13 protein-coding genes are annotated in these 15,746 nt (G+C 63.7%); 6 read left to right on the top strand and 7 right to left on the bottom strand.

All coding sequences use genetic code 11. The features are described 5' to 3' along the window. Positions 1-153: 153 nt before the first annotated feature. The gene (gene mutS, locus ABIB06_RS10970; RefSeq protein ID WP_354048072.1) at positions 154-2,889 is read left to right on the top strand and encodes a DNA mismatch repair protein MutS; all 2,736 of its coding nucleotides are present in this window, start codon (positions 154-156) and stop codon (positions 2,887-2,889) included. 108 nt (positions 2,890-2,997) lie between these two features. Here mutS and ABIB06_RS10965 read toward each other — a convergent pair whose 3' ends face one another. The 5 genes from ABIB06_RS10965 to ABIB06_RS10945 form a co-directional block, all read right to left on the bottom strand. Further along, entirely contained in the window at positions 2,998-3,795 is a 798-nt protein-coding gene (locus tag ABIB06_RS10965) for a hypothetical protein (protein ID WP_354048071.1), read from the bottom strand. 61 nt (positions 3,796-3,856) lie between these two features. Then, the gene (locus ABIB06_RS10960) at positions 3,857-4,366 is read right to left on the bottom strand and encodes an OsmC family protein (RefSeq protein WP_354048069.1); all 510 of its coding nucleotides are present in this window, start codon (positions 4,364-4,366) and stop codon (positions 3,857-3,859) included. Between the two features lie 54 nt (positions 4,367-4,420). Continuing rightward, positions 4,421-5,206 (bottom strand): ABC transporter ATP-binding protein, encoded by a 786-nt coding sequence (locus ABIB06_RS10955; protein ID WP_247351665.1) that lies wholly within the window; start codon positions 5,204-5,206, stop codon positions 4,421-4,423. 4 nt (positions 5,207-5,210) lie between these two features. Further along, positions 5,211-6,056, bottom strand: a complete 846-nt coding sequence (locus tag ABIB06_RS10950; RefSeq protein ID WP_247351664.1) for an ABC transporter permease — start codon at positions 6,054-6,056, stop codon at positions 5,211-5,213. 208 nt (positions 6,057-6,264) lie between these two features. Next, complete coding sequence (locus ABIB06_RS10945; RefSeq protein WP_354048066.1) at positions 6,265-7,236, bottom strand: aliphatic sulfonate ABC transporter substrate-binding protein; 972 nt, start codon at positions 7,234-7,236, stop codon at positions 6,265-6,267. A gap of 188 nt (positions 7,237-7,424) precedes the next feature. On the opposite strand from ABIB06_RS10945, the gene ABIB06_RS10940 reads away from it, so the two are divergent. Beyond that, entirely contained in the window at positions 7,425-10,214 is a 2,790-nt protein-coding gene (locus ABIB06_RS10940) for a [protein-PII] uridylyltransferase (RefSeq protein WP_354048064.1), read from the top strand. 30 nt (positions 10,215-10,244) lie between these two features. Here ABIB06_RS10940 and ABIB06_RS10935 read toward each other — a convergent pair whose 3' ends face one another. After that, positions 10,245-11,144 carry a LysR substrate-binding domain-containing protein gene (locus ABIB06_RS10935; RefSeq protein ID WP_354048062.1) on the bottom strand — a complete coding sequence of 300 codons (900 nt, stop codon included), beginning with the start codon at positions 11,142-11,144 and terminating at the stop codon, positions 10,245-10,247. A gap of 187 nt (positions 11,145-11,331) precedes the next feature. Between ABIB06_RS10935 and ABIB06_RS10930 the strand changes: the two genes are divergently transcribed. Then, a complete protein-coding gene (locus ABIB06_RS10930; RefSeq protein WP_354048060.1) occupies positions 11,332-11,700 on the top strand; it encodes a nuclear transport factor 2 family protein in 369 nt (122 codons plus the stop codon). A 17-nt stretch (positions 11,701-11,717) separates the two neighbouring features. On the opposite strand, the gene ABIB06_RS10925 is transcribed toward ABIB06_RS10930, so the two are convergent. Then, a complete protein-coding gene (locus tag ABIB06_RS10925) occupies positions 11,718-12,248 on the bottom strand; it encodes a methylated-DNA--[protein]-cysteine S-methyltransferase (protein ID WP_354048058.1) in 531 nt (176 codons plus the stop codon). Positions 12,249-12,346: 98 nt separating this feature from the next. On the opposite strand from ABIB06_RS10925, the gene ABIB06_RS10920 reads away from it, so the two are divergent. From ABIB06_RS10920 to ABIB06_RS10910, 3 genes are all read left to right on the top strand, one after another. Next, complete coding sequence (locus ABIB06_RS10920) at positions 12,347-12,703, top strand: DUF1304 domain-containing protein (RefSeq protein WP_354048358.1); 357 nt, start codon at positions 12,347-12,349, stop codon at positions 12,701-12,703. A 149-nt stretch (positions 12,704-12,852) separates the two neighbouring features. Continuing rightward, positions 12,853-14,094 carry an ABC transporter substrate-binding protein gene (locus ABIB06_RS10915; protein WP_354048056.1) on the top strand — a complete coding sequence of 414 codons (1,242 nt, stop codon included), beginning with the start codon at positions 12,853-12,855 and terminating at the stop codon, positions 14,092-14,094. A 233-nt stretch (positions 14,095-14,327) separates the two neighbouring features. Continuing rightward, positions 14,328-15,554 (top strand): ABC transporter substrate-binding protein, encoded by a 1,227-nt coding sequence (locus ABIB06_RS10910; protein WP_354048054.1) that lies wholly within the window; start codon positions 14,328-14,330, stop codon positions 15,552-15,554. Positions 15,555-15,746: the final 192 nt, after the last annotated feature.

Raw genomic sequence — 15,746 nt, 5'->3', positions numbered from 1 at the left:
GGCGCCCGCGGCAGGTCAATTGACTGATACGCGCGTGTTCCGAGGGGTGCGCACGCCAGCAGCGCATGCCGCGGTGCGGACAACGTGGAAAACCTCCCCGCGCCGGCCAAAGCGATAGGAGCGCGTGGCGAAATTTTGTAGGTTGCGCCGCCCATGACAATGCAACAACCGATCCCTGTACCGCCCCCCGACGAAGCGCCCGCGCCGCAGGCGGAAGCTGCCGCGCGCGTCACGCCGATGATGGAACAATACCTTGAAATCAAGGCGGCCCATCAGGGCTTGCTGCTGTTCTACCGGATGGGCGACTTTTACGAGCTGTTCTTCGAGGACGCCGAGATCGCCTCCAGGACACTCGGCATCGTGCTGACCAAGCGCGGCAAGCATCAGGGCGCCGATATCCCGATGTGCGGCGTGCCGGTCGAGCGCTCCGAGGATTATCTGCACCGGCTGATCATTGCCGGCCACCGGGTCGCGGTGTGCGAGCAGACCGAGGATCCCGCCGCCGCCAAGGCGCGCGGCAACAAGAGCGTCGTGCGCCGCGGCGTGGTGCGCCTGGTCACGCCGGGCACGCTGACCGAGGACACGCTGCTCGACGCGCGCGCCAACAACTATCTGATGGCGCTCGCGCGCGCCCGCTCATCGGCGGGCGGCGACCGCTTTGGCCTCGCCTGGATCGACATCTCGACCGCCGAATTCATGGTGACGGAATGCTCGGCCGGAGAACTGACTGCAACACTGGCGCGTATCAATCCGAACGAGGTGATCGTCACCGACGCGCTCTACAACGACAGCGAGCTCGGACAGACCCTGCGCGAGCTGCCGGCGGTGACGCCGCTGACCCGTGACGTCTTCGACGGCGCCACCGCCGAGAAACGGCTGTGCGACTATTTTGCCGTCGCGACCATGGACGGACTGGCGCAGCTCTCGCGTCTCGAAGCCACCGCCGCGGCCGCGGCCGTCACCTATGTCGACCGCACCCAGGTCGGCAAGCACCCGCCGCTGTCGCCTCCCGCGCGCGAGGCCTCGGGTGCGACGATGGCGATCGATCCGGCGACGCGCGCCAATCTCGAACTGACGCGGACGCTGGCGGGCGAACGCCGCGGCTCACTGCTCGATGCGATCGACTGCACGGTGACCGCGGCGGGGTCGCGACTGTTGGCGCAGCGGCTGGCCGCGCCGCTGACCGATGCAACGGCGATCGCGCGGCGGCTCGATGCGGTCGGCAGCTTCGTTGCCGACTCTGCCGCGCGCGAGGACATCCGCAGCATTCTGCGCGGTGCGCCCGACATGTCGCGGGCGCTGGCCCGTCTGTCGGTTGGCCGCGGCGGCCCGCGCGATCTCGCCGGCCTGCGCGACGGCATCATCGCCGCCGACCAGGTGCTGACGCGGCTCGGCGAGCTCGATCAGCCGCCGCCGGAGATCGCCGCGGTGATGGCGGCGCTGCAAAGGCCATCGCGCGAGCTCGCGGCGGAATTCGCCAAGGCGCTCGACGATCAACTGCCGCTGATCAAGCGCGACGGCGGCTTCGTTCGCCAGGGCTACGAGCCTGCGCTGGACGAAACACGAAACCTGCGCGACGCCTCGCGCCTGGTGGTGGCTTCGATGCAGGCGCGCTACGCCGACAGCACGGGCGTCAAGGGCCTGAAGATCCGGCACAACAATGTGCTCGGCTATTTCGTCGAGGTGACCGCGCAGCACGGCGACAAGCTGATGTCGCCGCCGCTGAACGCGACCTTCATCCACCGCCAGACACTGGCGGGCCAGGTGCGCTTCACCACCTCTGAATTGGGGGAGATCGAGGCCAAGATCGCCAATGCCGGCGATCGTGCGCTCGGCCTCGAGCTCGAGATTTTCGAACAGCTCTGCGCCAAGGCGCTCGACATCAGCGAGGATCTGCGTGCCGCCGCTCACGCCTTTGCGCTGCTCGACGTCGCGACGTCGCTGGCCAAGCTGGCGATCGACGAGAACTATGTGCGGCCCGAGGTGGACTCGTCTCTCGGCTTTGCGATCGAGGCCGGCCGTCACCCCGTGGTCGAGCAGGCCCTGAAGCGTAATGGCGAGCCGTTCATCGCAAATGCCTGCGACCTGTCGCCGGGACCTGCGCAAAAGTCCGGCCAGCTCTGGTTGCTCACCGGTCCCAACATGGCCGGCAAGTCGACCTTCCTGCGCCAGAACGCGTTGATTGCTCTTCTTGCTCAAATCGGAAGTTTCGTGCCGGCGACGCGCGCGCGGATCGGCATTATCGACCGCCTGTTCTCCCGCGTCGGCGCCGCCGACGATCTCGCCCGCGGCCGTTCCACCTTCATGGTGGAGATGGTCGAGACCGCTGCGATCCTGAACCAGGCCGGCGAGCGCGCGCTCGTGATCCTCGACGAGATCGGCCGCGGTACAGCGACCTTCGACGGTCTCTCGATCGCCTGGGCCGCGATCGAGCATCTGCACGAGAGCAACCGCTGCCGCACGCTGTTCGCCACGCATTATCACGAGCTGACCGCGCTATCGGCAAGACTGCCGCGCATGTTCAACGCCACCGTGCGCGTGAAGGAGTGGCAGGGCAATGTCGTGTTCCTGCACGAGGTGCTGCCGGGCTCGGCCGATCGCTCCTACGGCATCCAGGTGGCGAAGCTGGCTGGCCTGCCGCCCGCCGTGATCACGCGCGCGAAATCGGTGCTGGCAAAGCTGGAAGCCCAGGACCGCGGCCAGACCGCACGTGCGCTCGCCGACGATTTGCCGCTGTTCGCGGTGCCCTCGCGCGCCGCGGCGGAAGCTGCGCCGCCGAGCGAAGCCGATCTGCTGATGGGGGCCGTGAAGGCCCTGCACCCGGACGAGATGTCGCCGCGCGAAGCGCTCGATGCGCTGTATGCGTTGAAGGCGAAACTGCCGAAGTAGCGAACGGTCCTTCCGCAACCTTCATTGCAAGCGGAGCGAAGCAATCCAGAATCTCTCTGTGGCGGCAGTCTGGATTGCTTCATCGCTTCGCTCCTCGCAATGACGAGGCTAGTGCGCCAATCGCTTCCTTCGCCCGTTCCACCACAGCGTCAGATTCCAAACGACGCAGGTGGCGAGCCCCATGCTAAGGCCGATCGCAGAGCCGAAATTGGCGGCGCCGACGTGCAGCACGGCGATCGCCATGCCGAATCCGAGCAAGCCCCAGGCGGAGTTGGCGAGCACGGCGGCGGTCGGCGGCCCCCCGATGCGCGGATGCAGGATCACCATGATGCTGGAGAACACGACCGGGTACAGCGCGATGATGCCGCTGATCCTAGGGCCGACCCAGCCCGACGTCGAGACCACGATGGCGACGAGGGTCGCAACCAGCAAAGCGCGCATCGGCACGTCATACCAGCGGCGCGTCACCAGCGGCATTTTCACATGGCGATAGCCCGCGAGTAGCGGAATGCAGATGCTGAACGCGATCAGATTGGCGACGAGCCCGGCGGCGAGCGGCCAGTCGAACTGGCGGATGATCGAGGCCAGCACGATCCAGACCGCGACCGCGCTTCCGCAACTCACCAGAAGGCTGTGCCGTTGCGACAGCACGACATAAATGAGGCACATGAAGATCGTGGCAGCATTGACCGGCAGGCTCGACAGCGCGCCCTGCGCGATGAAGGCGGCATCGTGGTCGAGCGCGAGGTAGACGTAGGAGGGACCGGCCGAGATCGGCAGGGTCGCCACCAGCGCTCCGATCACCGGGCCCGAGCGCTCGGTGATAACGGAGGCCGTCACGACGAACGCCGCCGCGATCGCCATGCGCAGGAGAAGGAAGAGAATGAAATGGAGGTCGGGGGACATTTTTTTCTGTCATTCCGTCCTTGTGCGCAATTGCGCACAAGGCCAGGACGACACTTGTTGATTACATTCGCTGCATCGACACCGAGACTTTCGGGCCGTTCTTGATGGTCTGATAGACCACGCAATAGCGCTCGGTGAGCTTGAGCAGCAGGTCGAGCTTGTCCTGCGGCGCATCGGTGTCGACCTCGAAGCGCAGGCGTATCTCGGCGAAGCCGACCGGGGTCTCCTTGTCGACGCCGAGCGTGCCGCGGAAATCGAGATCGCCCTCGGCGTAAACGTCGCCGGTCTTCAAGGGCACCTCGATCGCGGTCGCGACCGACTTCAGGGTGACGCCGGCACAGGCGACCAGCGCCTCGAGCAGCATGTCGCCGGAGCAGAGCTCCAGGCCGGAGCCGCCGGTCGCGGGATGCAGGCCGGCCATTGCGATGGCGCGGCCGGTCTCGACCTTGCAGGCGATGCCATCGCTATCCGTCGAGCCCTTGGCCTTCAACGTGATCATCGCGGTCTTGGGATCGGTCTTGTAGCGTTCCTTGATCGGGGCCTGCATCTGGCGCAGTTCTGCGGCGTCCATCTTGTTCTCTCCCGGAAAATACGCCTGCCGATGTACCGGCTCGGAGGCGAATTGTCACCACCACATGGCCTGACCGGGACCCTGCATTGCGTCACGGTCGGGCACACTCCGGTCGAGCGAACGGTCGAGTGACGTCAGCACACTTCGCTTGAAATTCTCGAACAGCGGCGAATTGCGGTCGCGCGGCCGGCCCAGATTGATCTCGATCTGGTCGAACAGCCGGCCCGGCCGCGGCCGCATCACCAGCACGCGGTCAGCCAGCACCACGGCCTCGTCGACGTCATGCGTGACGAGGATGAGCGTCGGCCGCGTATCGGCCCAAAGATCGAGCAGATGATCCTGGAGATCCCTGCGGGTGAAGGCGTCGAGCGCCGAGAACGGCTCGTCGAGCAAGAGCACCTCGGGCTGAGGCACCAGCGCGCGTGCGATCGCGACACGCTGTGCCTGCCCGCCCGAAAGCTCGCGCGGCCAGGCCTGCGCCTTGTCGGCGAGCCCGACACGCTCGAGCGCGCGCGCCACCTTTTCACGCCGCTCAGTCGCGGGCGCATCGGCAAGACCAAAGCCGATATTGTCGGCGACACTGAGCCAGGGCAGCAGCCGCGGCTCCTGGAAGATGATGCCGATCTTGGCATGCGGCGAGGCGATCGCCTCGCTGTCGAGTGTCACGGTACCGGAACTCGTGCGGTCGAGGCCGGCGATGGCGCGCAGCAGCGTGGACTTGCCGCAACCCGAGCCGCCGATGATGGCGACGATCTCGCCTTGCTTGATTTCCGCCGAGAAGCGCGCCAGCGCCTGCACGCCGTTGGGATAGGTCTTGCTGACCCGTTCGAGCGCCAGCATCGCGTTACGCTCCCTTCGTGCGGCCGAAGGCATCCTGCCAGCGCAGGAAGGGCGCGGCCGCGACCTCGATCAGCCAATCCGTGAGCTTGCCGAGGATCGCGAAGATCACGATGGCGGCGAGGATCTGCGCGGGCTTGCCAAGCTGCTGGCCGTCGAGCAGGAGATAGCCGAGGCCTTCGGAGGCGCCGATCAACTCGGCCGCCACCACGAACATCCAGCCCAGGCCGAGACCGACGCGCAAGGACACGATATAGGCCGGCAGCACCGCGGGCAGCAGAATGCGGCGGATCATGGCGGGGCCGGAGAGACGGAAGGTGCGGCCGACCTCGACGATTTTTCGATCGACGATGAGGATCGCGCCCATCACGCCGAGATAGACCGGGAAGAACACGCCGACCGCGATCAGCACGATCTTCGAAGTCTCGAAGATGCCGAGCCAAAGGATGAACAGCGGCACCCAGGCCAGCGAGGGGATCGCGCGCAGCGCCTGAACGGTCGGATCGAGCAGCCGGCGCGCCAGCGACCAATACCCGGAGATAGCCCCGAGCAGCGTGCCCGCGACCACGCCGAACGCAAAGCCAAGACCGACGCGCCACAGCGTCGCGGCGATGTGACGGATCAGCTCGCCGGAGCGGGCGAGATCAGCGATGGTGGCAAAGACGCGCGAGGGCGGCGGCACCAGCCGGCCGTTGGACCAGCCAAACCAGACCACAAGTTCCCAGCCGAGCGCGAGGATCAGCGGCAACAACACACCCAGCATCGGCCGTGCATAACGCAAGATGCGCGACGGCGCGGCGGCGCTCTCGGCCGGTTCCGAGGTTTGTTGCAGGGCTGGCGCGTCGGAGATCATGGCCGTAGGAAGCGCGTCTGGTCGGGGAAAGCAACACTACTATTGCCGCGCCCTCCGCTGCTTTTCCCTTCTCTCCTTGCCGGAGAAGGTGGCGCGAAGTGCCGGATGAGCGGTTCTCTCCGCTCGCAATACTGATCGTGAGGAAAGATACCCTCACCCGCCTCGCTTCGCGAGGCACCCTCCCCACAAGGGGGAGGGAAAGAGCATCTCAATTCGTCGGCAGCGGGATCTGGTCGTCGATCAGCGCGTCCAGCGTCGCCTTCACGTCGACCTTGGAGTCGACGACGCCGGCCTGTTGCAGGGCGAGGCCCGCGGCGAGGATCGACTCGCGCTGCGGCGCGCCGATGCGGCTGTGGGTGAGCTCGGTGCGCTCCTTGAGCTGCTTGTCGACGACAGGCTCCGGCAGCTTGGTCACGGCGATGAAGGTCTTCTTCAGCTCGTCGTAATTGGCCAGCGAATATTTGCGCGCCTCTTCGTACACCGCGAGCACGCGGCGGGCGGCATCCGGATAGTCCTTCAAGAACTGCTCGCGCACATTGAGGATGCCCCAGGTATTGGCGTCGGCGTTGCGGTAGAACAGTTTTGCGCCCTCCTCGACTTCGGCCTGCGCCATCATCGGATCGAGCCCGGCCCACGCATCGACGTCGCCGCGGATCAGCGCGGTCTTGCCGTCAGCATGCTGGAGCAGCACCGGCGTGATGTCTTTTTCGGTGAGGCCTGCGCCAAGCAGCGCGCGCACCAGGAAGATGTGCGGATCTGTACCGCGCGTCACCGCGACACGTTTGCCCTTGAGGTCCGCAACGGTTGCGATCTTGGAATCCTCTGATGTCACCAGCGCCGTCCATTCGGGACGCGAATAGACGTAGATCGATTTGATCGGGTTGCCGTTGATGCGGGCGACCAGCGCCGCGGAGCCGGCGGTCGAGCCGAAATCGATCGAGCCGGCATTGAGGAATTCGAGCGCCTTGTTCGAGCCCGCCGACTGCACCCAGGTGACGGTGATGCCGTCCTTGGCGAACTCCTTCTCCAGGAGGCCCTTCTGCTTCAGGACCATCGACACGGGATTATAGGTCGCCCAGTCGATACGGATTTCCTTGAGCGGATCCGCCGCCCGCGCCGCGGGGCTCACAGCAAGAGCCACCGCTCCGGCCAACAGTATGCGTCGTGTAATCCCAGTCATGCCCAGCCTCCTCCAAAACTTCATTGTTTTTCAATGAGTTATATCTAGAGGTCAACGAGAAAATCCGCCCCTTGAAAGCGCGCCGACCGAGAACAGTTTTGCCCAAAGTCGTACCTTTCCAGCATGGAACGACTATTGCCAGAGAATGGCGGGTGACAGCGCCTGCGGCCTCTTATATCCGGTGAGACATGGACAGCGTCGCAACTGAGCACAAGGCCGAGGTGGACGATCGCTTCGACACCGCGCGGATCACCGCCGCGGTCGATGCGCTCGCCGAGAGACACCAGGGACGTGAGGACGCATTCCGCACGGCCATGGCGCAACTGCTCAAGGCCGAGCTGATCTCGGCGCGCGCCGCGGCACAAACGATCTTGCTGAAGGACCGGCACGGCCGGCGCTGCGCCGAGCGGCTGTGCCACGTGCAGGACGAGATCATCCGCATCCTGTATTCGGCCGCGACCCGCCACCTCTACCGCTCGCCGATCCCAAGCGGCGCCGAGCGCATGGCAGTGGTGGCGACCGGGGGCTATGGCCGCGGCCTGATGGCCCCCGAGTCCGACATCGATCTCTTGTTCATCCTGCCCTACAAGCAGACAGCCTGGGGCGAGCAGGTCGCCGAAGCCATCCTCTACTGCCTGTGGGACATGGGGCTGAAGGTCGGTCACGCCACGCGCTCGGTCGACGAGTCGATCCGGCAGGCGCGTGGCGACATGACCATCCGCACCGCGATCCTGGAGACGCGCTTCCTGACCGGCGACAAGCCGCTCTATGAAGAACTGGTCGCCCGCTTCGACAAGGAAGTCGTTCAAGGCACCGCGTCCGAATTCGTCACCGCAAAGCTCGCCGAGCGCGAGGAGCGGCATCGCCGCGGCGGCCAGTCGCGCTATCTGGTCGAGCCCAACGTCAAGGACGGCAAGGGCGCACTCCGCGACCTGCACACGCTGTTCTGGATCGCCAAATACGTCTACCGCGTGCGCGACACCAACGAGCTGGTCGAGCGCGGCGTATTCGACGCGCAGGAATACCGCACCTTCCGCCGCTGCGCCGACTTCCTCTGGTCGGTACGCTGCAACCTGCATTTCTATTCGGGACGGCCAGAGGAGCGGCTGTCGTTCGATCTCCAGCGCGAGATCGCGGTCCGGCTCGGCTATACCTCGCATCCCGGCATGCAGGATGTCGAACGCTTCATGAAGCACTACTTCCTGGTCGCCAAGGAAGTCGGCAACCTCACCGCCATCCTCTGCGCCAAGCTCGAGGACCAGCAGGCCAAGCCCGCGCCGGTGCTGAGCCGGATGATGGCGCGGCTGCGCCCCACTCCGGTGAAGCGGCGCGTGCCTGACAGCGACGACTTCATCGTCGACAACAACCGCATCAACGTTGCCGCGCCCGACGTGTTCAAGCACGATCCGGTCAATTTGATCCGCATCTTCCGCCTTGCGCAGAAGAACAACCTCGCCTTCCACCCGGACGCGATGCGCGACGTGACGCGCTCGCTCGGCCTGATCAACGCGCAGATGCGCGAGAATCCCGAAGCCAACCGGCTGTTCATGGAGATCCTGACGTCCGACAACGCGGAGATCGTGCTGCGGCGGATGAACGAGACCGGCGTGCTCGGTCATTTCATCCGCGCCTTCGGCAAGATCGTCTCGATGATGCAGTTCAACATGTATCATCACTACACCGTCGACGAACATCTGATCCGCTGCGTCGGCTTCCTCCAGGACATCGAGCGCGGCGGCCTCGACGAATTCACGCTTGCAAGCGACCTGATGCGCAAGATCCGGCCTGAGCACCGGGCCGTGATCTATATCGTGACGCTGCTGCACGACATCGCCAAGGGCCGGCCCGAGGATCACTCGATCGCCGGCGCCAAGGTGGCGCGACGGCTGTGCCCGCGGCTCGGCTTCAGCGCGGCCGACACCGAGCTCGTGGCCTGGCTGATCGAGGAGCATCTGACGATGTCGACGGTCGCGCAGTCGCGCGACCTCTCCGACCGCAAGACCATCGAGAATTTCGCCGCCGTGGTGCAGTCGGTCGAGCAGATGAAGCTGCTGACGATCCTGACCACCGCCGATATCCGCGGCGTCGGTCCGGGCGTGTGGAACGGCTGGAAGGCGCAGCTGCTGCGCTCGCTATACTACGAGACCGAGCCGGTGCTGACGGGCGGCTTCTCGGAAGTCGACCGGGGAAAACGCCTCTCGGCCGCCTACGCCGAATTCCGCATGGCCTTTGCCGAGTGGCCGGCGGAGGAGCTCGATGCCTATATCGGCCGGCACTATCCAGCCTATTGGCTCAAGGTCGAGCTGCCGCGAAAAATCCGCCACGCCCGCTTCGTCCGCTCCAGCGAGCAGGCCGGCCACAAGCTCGCGATCAATGTCGGCTTCGACGAGGTGCGCGGCGTCACAGAGCTGACGATCTTCGCCGCCGACCATCCCTGGCTGCTCTCGATCATCGCCGGCGCCTGCGCCTCGGCCGGCGCCAACATCGTCGATGCCCAGATCTACACCACGACCGACGGACGCGCGCTCGATACCATCTCGATCTCGCGGGAATACGACCGTGACGAGGACGAGGGGCGCCGCGCGACCCGCATCGGCGAGATGATCGAGGACGTGCTGGAAGGCAAGCTGCGCCTGCCGGAAGTGGTGGCGCGGCGCACCGTGCGCGGCAAGGCGCGCCCGTTCGTGGTCGAGCCGGAAGTGACCATCAACAACCAATGGTCCGACCGCTACACGGTGATCGAGATGTCAGGCCTCGACCGTCCCGGCCTGCTCTATGAGCTGACCACCGCGATCTCGAAGCTCAATCTCAACATTGCGTCTGCCCATGTCGCGACCTTCGGCGAGCGTGCCCGCGACGTGTTCTACGTCACCGACCTCCTGGGCGCGCAGATCAGCGCGCCGACACGCCAGGCCGCGATCAAGAGCGCGCTGATCCACGTGATGGCCGGCGACAAGGCGGCTCAGCCCGCGGCTTGACTTTCCCAAACGGACTCTGAGCCTTTCCAATCATCGCGCCGCCTTTTGTTCAGAGAATCGTAGCGCGTTCACCAGTGCAGACAGCGCGACTGGTTGATGCTGACGACTGGGGTAATACATGAAGAAGCCGGGAATTGGCGGCGTCCAATCCTCCAGCACGCGAACAAGGCGGCGCTTCGCAACATATTCGGCGACCTGATCTTCATAGGCGAGCCCGACACCAACTCCAGCGAGCGCCGCCTGGATCACCAGATGAGTATCGTCAATGATGAGCGGGCCGTTGACGTTGATCGTGACCGACTTTCGTCCTTGCTCAAACTCCCATCGATATGGACCGCCCGCAAGTCGCAGGGTAATGCACCGATGATCGTTGAGATCCTTTGGCTTTTTGGGGATGTGTCGTGAAGCGAAATAGCGTGGCGATCCGACTACCGCCAATCGCAGTTCGGGCGTGACACGAACCGCGATCATGTCCTTTTGAATGTACTCGCCAAGCTGAATACCGGCATCGAACTCGCCTGCAACAAGGTCCACGGGGCCAGTGACGGTGACAACGTCCAGAACGATGTCAGGGTAGGCCTCAGCGAAAGCTCGGAGCCGCGGTAACAATACCATCACGGCAGCTGATCGTGACATTACGATTCGAAGCCGACCTTCGGGTCGGCGCCGAACGCTTCGGGCTTTGTCGAGGGCATGACGAATTTGCTCAAGTGCCGGAGACAAGTCTTCCAGAAGAGCCGCCCCCGCAGCGGTTGGTGCAACGCTCTTGGTTGTTCGAGCGAGCAGTTGCAGCTCAAGCCGCTGCTCAAGCCTCCTTATTGTGTGGCTCAAGGCAGACTGAGACACACCTAGCTTTATCGCAGCGCGTGTGAAGCTTCGTTCACCGGCCACGACTGCAAATGCAGCGAGTTCGTTCATTTCGTTGGTCATCACTTATGAATATTGCTCACAAGCCCATGCCGTACAAGGCATCTAGTCTCATAAGCTACCCTGCCGTAGCTTGAGCGAGCAAGAAGACGAACTGCAGTACTTTTCCGCACATGAGGCCTGGTTGACGCTCGGCGCAGTTGGCCGAGCCGCACGAATGAGTTCGGTGTAAAAGCCTTGAGGATGACAAATGGATATGGACGTTCCCGCCCTGCGCTTCCTTGCGCAGACCTATTTCGATGCTGCCTATGAAATGGATGCCGAGAAATTTGCAACCATATTTCACCCATCGAGTTCAGTGACGAAGGTCGCCGAGGACGGCAAATTGGGCGTGACACCGATTGCGACCTGGCTGGCAGCGGTTCGCAACGTGAAAGCTCCGAAGCAACAGGGCTTCGAGCGAGATGATCAGATCCTGTCAATCGATGTTGAAAGGGAGCTCGCGCTCTTGAAGGTGAAATTTCAGATTCCGCCGCGTTCCTTCACGGACCTGTTGTCATGCTTAAAGGTGAACGGCACCTGGAAGATCGCGCAGAAAGTGATGACGTCGAAAATCTGATGGATTTGGTTGCACTCTCAGACCTCCACCCCCTCGTGCCGCAGCAGCCAGCGCTTGCGCTCGAGGCCGCCGCCATACTTCACCAGCGAACCATTTGCGCCGATCAGGCGATGACACGGCAGCACCACGCTGATCGGGTTGGAGCCGTTGGCATGGCCGACGGCGCGAATGGCTTTGGGCATGTCGATCCCGGCGGCGAGCGCGCCGTAACTCATCGTGGTGCCGGCAGGAATGTTCGCGAGCGCGTTCCAGACCTTCTGCTGGAACGGCGTGCCGGCGACGCGCCATGCTATGCCTGAGAGCTGACCGAAATCGCCTTCGAAATAGCCCGTCAGCGCAGTCCGCATCTCCGGCGGCGCAGGCTGGTCATTCAGCTCCACCGCACCGTAATGTAGGCGCAACAGTTCGCGCATGCGGTGCTCGTAGTCTTCCCAGTCGAGCGCGCGCAAGGCGCCCGCGGCGTCGGTGACCAGCAGGGCGATCCCGATCGGCGTCGCCAGACGATCGAGGCCGAAGCTTACAGACAGTGTGGTCGGTCGCGCGGGCATTTGCGGCACCATTGCATCGAAACACGCCATCGCACTTGCCACGCCGGCCGTGCTAACGTCCACCCGAAAGCTGACGCTTGGGGGAGCTCAACTTGATCCTGATCGCGAATATTCTGGTGGCGCTGGTTGCCGCACTGCACGCTTACTTCCTGATTTTGGAGATGTTTCTCTGGGACAAGCCGCAAGGCTTGAAGGTCTTCCGCAACACGCCGGAGAAGGCAGCGATCACAAAGGTGCTGGCTGCGAACCAGGGGCTCTATAATGGTTTCCTGGCCGCTGGCCTGGTCTGGGGTCTGGTGCACGGCAATCCGGCTTTCGCGTTCCAGATCAAGGCGTTCTTCCTGCTCTGCGTGATCCTGGCCGGCGCTTATGGCGCGGCGACCGTCAGCACGCGCATCCTGATGGTGCAGGCGCTGCCGGCCACGATCGCGCTGGTGGCGCTGTTCCTCGCCTAAAGCCCGCTGGCCTGAGACGCTTCGGCACAGCGCCGCGATCCTTGCGCGCCGGCGAACGTTCCTCCACAATCTTCGGCAGCGATGGCGACCGTTGCAATCAACGGAAAAAGACCATCGGCCGAAAATTCCGTCAGGAGGAACGACCCGATATGACCAATCGCAGAGCCCTCATAACGACCACGGCCGCGCTCGCCTTCGCGTTCTCCGTCAGCCAGGCCTTCGTAAGTCAGGCCCATGCCCAGAAGAAATACGACACGGGCGCGACCGATACCGAAATCAAGATCGGCCAGACCGTGCCGTTCTCCGGCGCCTATTCCGTCTACGCCAATATCGGCAAGACCCAGGCCGCCTATTTCAAGATGATCAACGATCAGGGCGGCATCAACGGCCGCAAGATTAATCTGATCCAGTATGACGACGCCTATTCGCCGCCGAAGACCGTCGAGCAGGTGCGCAAGCTCGTCGAAGGCGACGAGGTGCTCTTCACCTTCCAGATCATCGGAACCGCGGCGAACGCCGCCGTGCAAAAATACCTCAACGGCAAGAAGATCCCGCAGCTGCTGGCCTCGACCGGCGCCGCGCGCTTCAACGATCCCCAGAACTATCCCTGGACCATCGCCTACAATCCCAACTACGTGTCCGAGGGACGCATCTACGCAAAGTACATTCTCAAGGAGCATCCGAATGCCAAGATCGGCGTGCTCTACCAGAACGACGACATGGGCCGCGACTATCTTGCGGGCCTGAAGAGCGGGCTCGGCGACAAGGCCGCCGGCATGATCATCGGCGAGGTGTCCTACGAGGTGACCGACCCGACCGTGGACTCCCAAGTGGTCAAGCTGAAATCGCTCGGCGCCGATCTCTTGTACGATGCCTCGACACCGAAGTTCGCGGCGCAGGCGATCAAGAAAGTCGCGGAGCTCGGCTGGACGCCGGTGCACATTCTCGACATCAATGCGAGCCCGATCTCGGCGACGCTGAAGCCGGCCGGCCTCGACATCTCCAAGGGCATCATCTCGACCCAATATGGCAAGGAGCCCAGCGATCCGCAGTGGAAGGACGATCCGGGCGTGAAGGCGTTCTTCGCCTTCATGGACAAGTATTTCCCTGAAGGCGACAAGCTCAACACCGTCAACACCTACGCCTATTCGGTGGCCGAACTGCTGACGCAAGTGCTGAAGCAGTGCGGCGACGACCTGTCACGCGAGAACGTCATGAGGCAGGTCGCCAACGTCAAGGACTTCACGCCCAGCTTCGCGCTGCCCGGCATCAAGATCAACACCGGGCCGAACGACTACCGCGTCAACAAGCAGATGCAGATGATGAAGTTCAACGGCGAACGCTGGGAGCTGTTCGGACCGATCATCGAGGACAATGGCACGGCGGGTTAGATCGACTCGTCGCTTAGGCGACAGCACAGGCTGTCTCGCTCCCTTCCCTCTTGCGGCGCCCCGCAAGGGGGGAGGGCGGAGTGCGCAGATGAAGTGGTGCGCATACTTTAGCGCCCCTACGAACTGCTGGCGCGGCCCACCTTGCGTTGCAGCAACGCCTCCTCCACACTCGCGCTCAGCGGTGACATCCAGCAGGATCGATCACTTGCAATAACAAACCGAGGAAATTGCGAATGAGGAACGGAATTCTGCATCTGGCCACGGCAACGGCGCTGACTTTGGCGCTGTCGGTCGCTGCGGCCCATGCCCAGAAAAAATATGATCCCGGCGCCAGTGACACCGAGATCAAGGTCGGCCAGACGATGCCGTTTTCGGGACCGGCGTCGGCCTATTCGTCGATCGGCAAGACCCAGGCTGCCTATTTCAAGATGATCAACGACCAGGGCGGCATCAACGGCCGCAAGATCAATCTGATCCAGTACGACGACGCCTATTCGCCGCCGAAAGCCGTGGAGCAGATTCGCAAGCTCGTCGAAAGCGACGAGGTGCTCCTGACCTTCCAGATCATCGGCACGCCCGTGAACGCAGCCGTGCAGAAATATCTCAATTCCAAGAAGGTGCCGCAGCTGTTCGCGGCGACCGGCGCCTCGAGGTTCACCGATCCGAAGAACTTTCCCTGGACGATGGGCTACAATCCAAACTACTTCGTCGAAGGCCGCATTTACGGACAGTACATCCTGAAGGAATATCCGAACGCCAAGATCGGCGTGCTCTATCAGAACGACGACCTCGGCAAGGACTATCTGAACGGCATCAAGGCCGGCCTTGGCGACAAGGCCGCCAAGATGATCGTGACCGAAGCGTCCTACGAAGTTTCCGATCCCACGGTCGACTCGCAGGTCCTCAAGATCAAGGACGCCGGCGCCGACCTCTTCTTCAGCGCCACCACGCCGAAGCAGGCGGCGCAGGCGATCAAGAAGATCGCCGAGATGGGCTGGCATCCGGTGCAGATCGTCGACATCAACGCCACTTCGGTCGGCGCGGTGCTGAAGCCGGCCGGCCTCGATGCCGCCAAGGGCCTGATCAGCGTCAACTACGGCAAGGAACCGCTCGACCCGAAATGGAAGGACGATTCCGGCATGAAGAAGTATTTCGACTTCATGGCCAAGTACTATCCGGACGGCGACAAGGACTCGAACTTCAACACCTACGGCTACGGCACCGCTCAGCTGTTGGTCCATGTGCTGAAGCAGTGCGGTGACGATCTGACGCGCGAGAACGTCATGAAGCAGGCCGCTTCACTGAAGGACGTCGCCAGCGACATCGCGCTGCCGGGCATCAAGGCCAACACCTCGGCCACCGACTACCGCGTCAACAAGCAGCTTCAGATGATGAAGTTCAACGGCGAGCGCTGGGAACTGTTCGGACCGATCCTGGAGGATGCGGGTCCGGCGGGTTAGTTCTCGGCTGGAATTGCTTCAACCTCCCGGCCATCCACCTTCTTGGAGCACGCAGGTAAGGCGTGGGGGGGGGGGGGCCCCCCCCCCCCCCCCCCCGGGGGGGCGGGGCCCCCCCCCCCCCCCCGGGGGGGTGGGGCCCCCCAGATTTTGAACCCGCCCCCCCCCCGGGGCCCAGGGTCCCGGCAAAAACCC

It is taken from the genome of Bradyrhizobium sp. LB8.2, from assembly GCF_040548035.1.
GTDB lineage: Bacteria > Pseudomonadota > Alphaproteobacteria > Rhizobiales > Xanthobacteraceae > Bradyrhizobium.
This window is presented reverse-complemented; position numbering and strand designations above follow the sequence as displayed.

Coding starts and splice junctions, on each gene's coding strand:
- mutS (WP_354048072.1), top strand. CDS start 154: ATGACAATGCAACAACCGATCCCTGTACCGCCCCCCGACGAAGCGCCC.
- ABIB06_RS10965 (WP_354048071.1), bottom strand. CDS start 3,795: ATGTCCCCCGACCTCCATTTCATTCTCTTCCTTCTCCTGCGCATGGCG.
- ABIB06_RS10960 (WP_354048069.1), bottom strand. CDS start 4,366: ATGGACGCCGCAGAACTGCGCCAGATGCAGGCCCCGATCAAGGAACGC.
- ABIB06_RS10955 (WP_247351665.1), bottom strand. CDS start 5,206: ATGCTGGCGCTCGAACGGGTCAGCAAGACCTATCCCAACGGCGTGCAG.
- ABIB06_RS10950 (WP_247351664.1), bottom strand. CDS start 6,056: ATGATCTCCGACGCGCCAGCCCTGCAACAAACCTCGGAACCGGCCGAG.
- ABIB06_RS10945 (WP_354048066.1), bottom strand. CDS start 7,236: ATGACTGGGATTACACGACGCATACTGTTGGCCGGAGCGGTGGCTCTT.
- ABIB06_RS10940 (WP_354048064.1), top strand. CDS start 7,425: ATGGACAGCGTCGCAACTGAGCACAAGGCCGAGGTGGACGATCGCTTC.
- ABIB06_RS10935 (WP_354048062.1), bottom strand. CDS start 11,144: ATGACCAACGAAATGAACGAACTCGCTGCATTTGCAGTCGTGGCCGGT.
- ABIB06_RS10930 (WP_354048060.1), top strand. CDS start 11,332: ATGGATATGGACGTTCCCGCCCTGCGCTTCCTTGCGCAGACCTATTTC.
- ABIB06_RS10925 (WP_354048058.1), bottom strand. CDS start 12,248: ATGCCCGCGCGACCGACCACACTGTCTGTAAGCTTCGGCCTCGATCGT.
- ABIB06_RS10915 (WP_354048056.1), top strand. CDS start 12,853: ATGACCAATCGCAGAGCCCTCATAACGACCACGGCCGCGCTCGCCTTC.
- ABIB06_RS10910 (WP_354048054.1), top strand. CDS start 14,328: ATGAGGAACGGAATTCTGCATCTGGCCACGGCAACGGCGCTGACTTTG.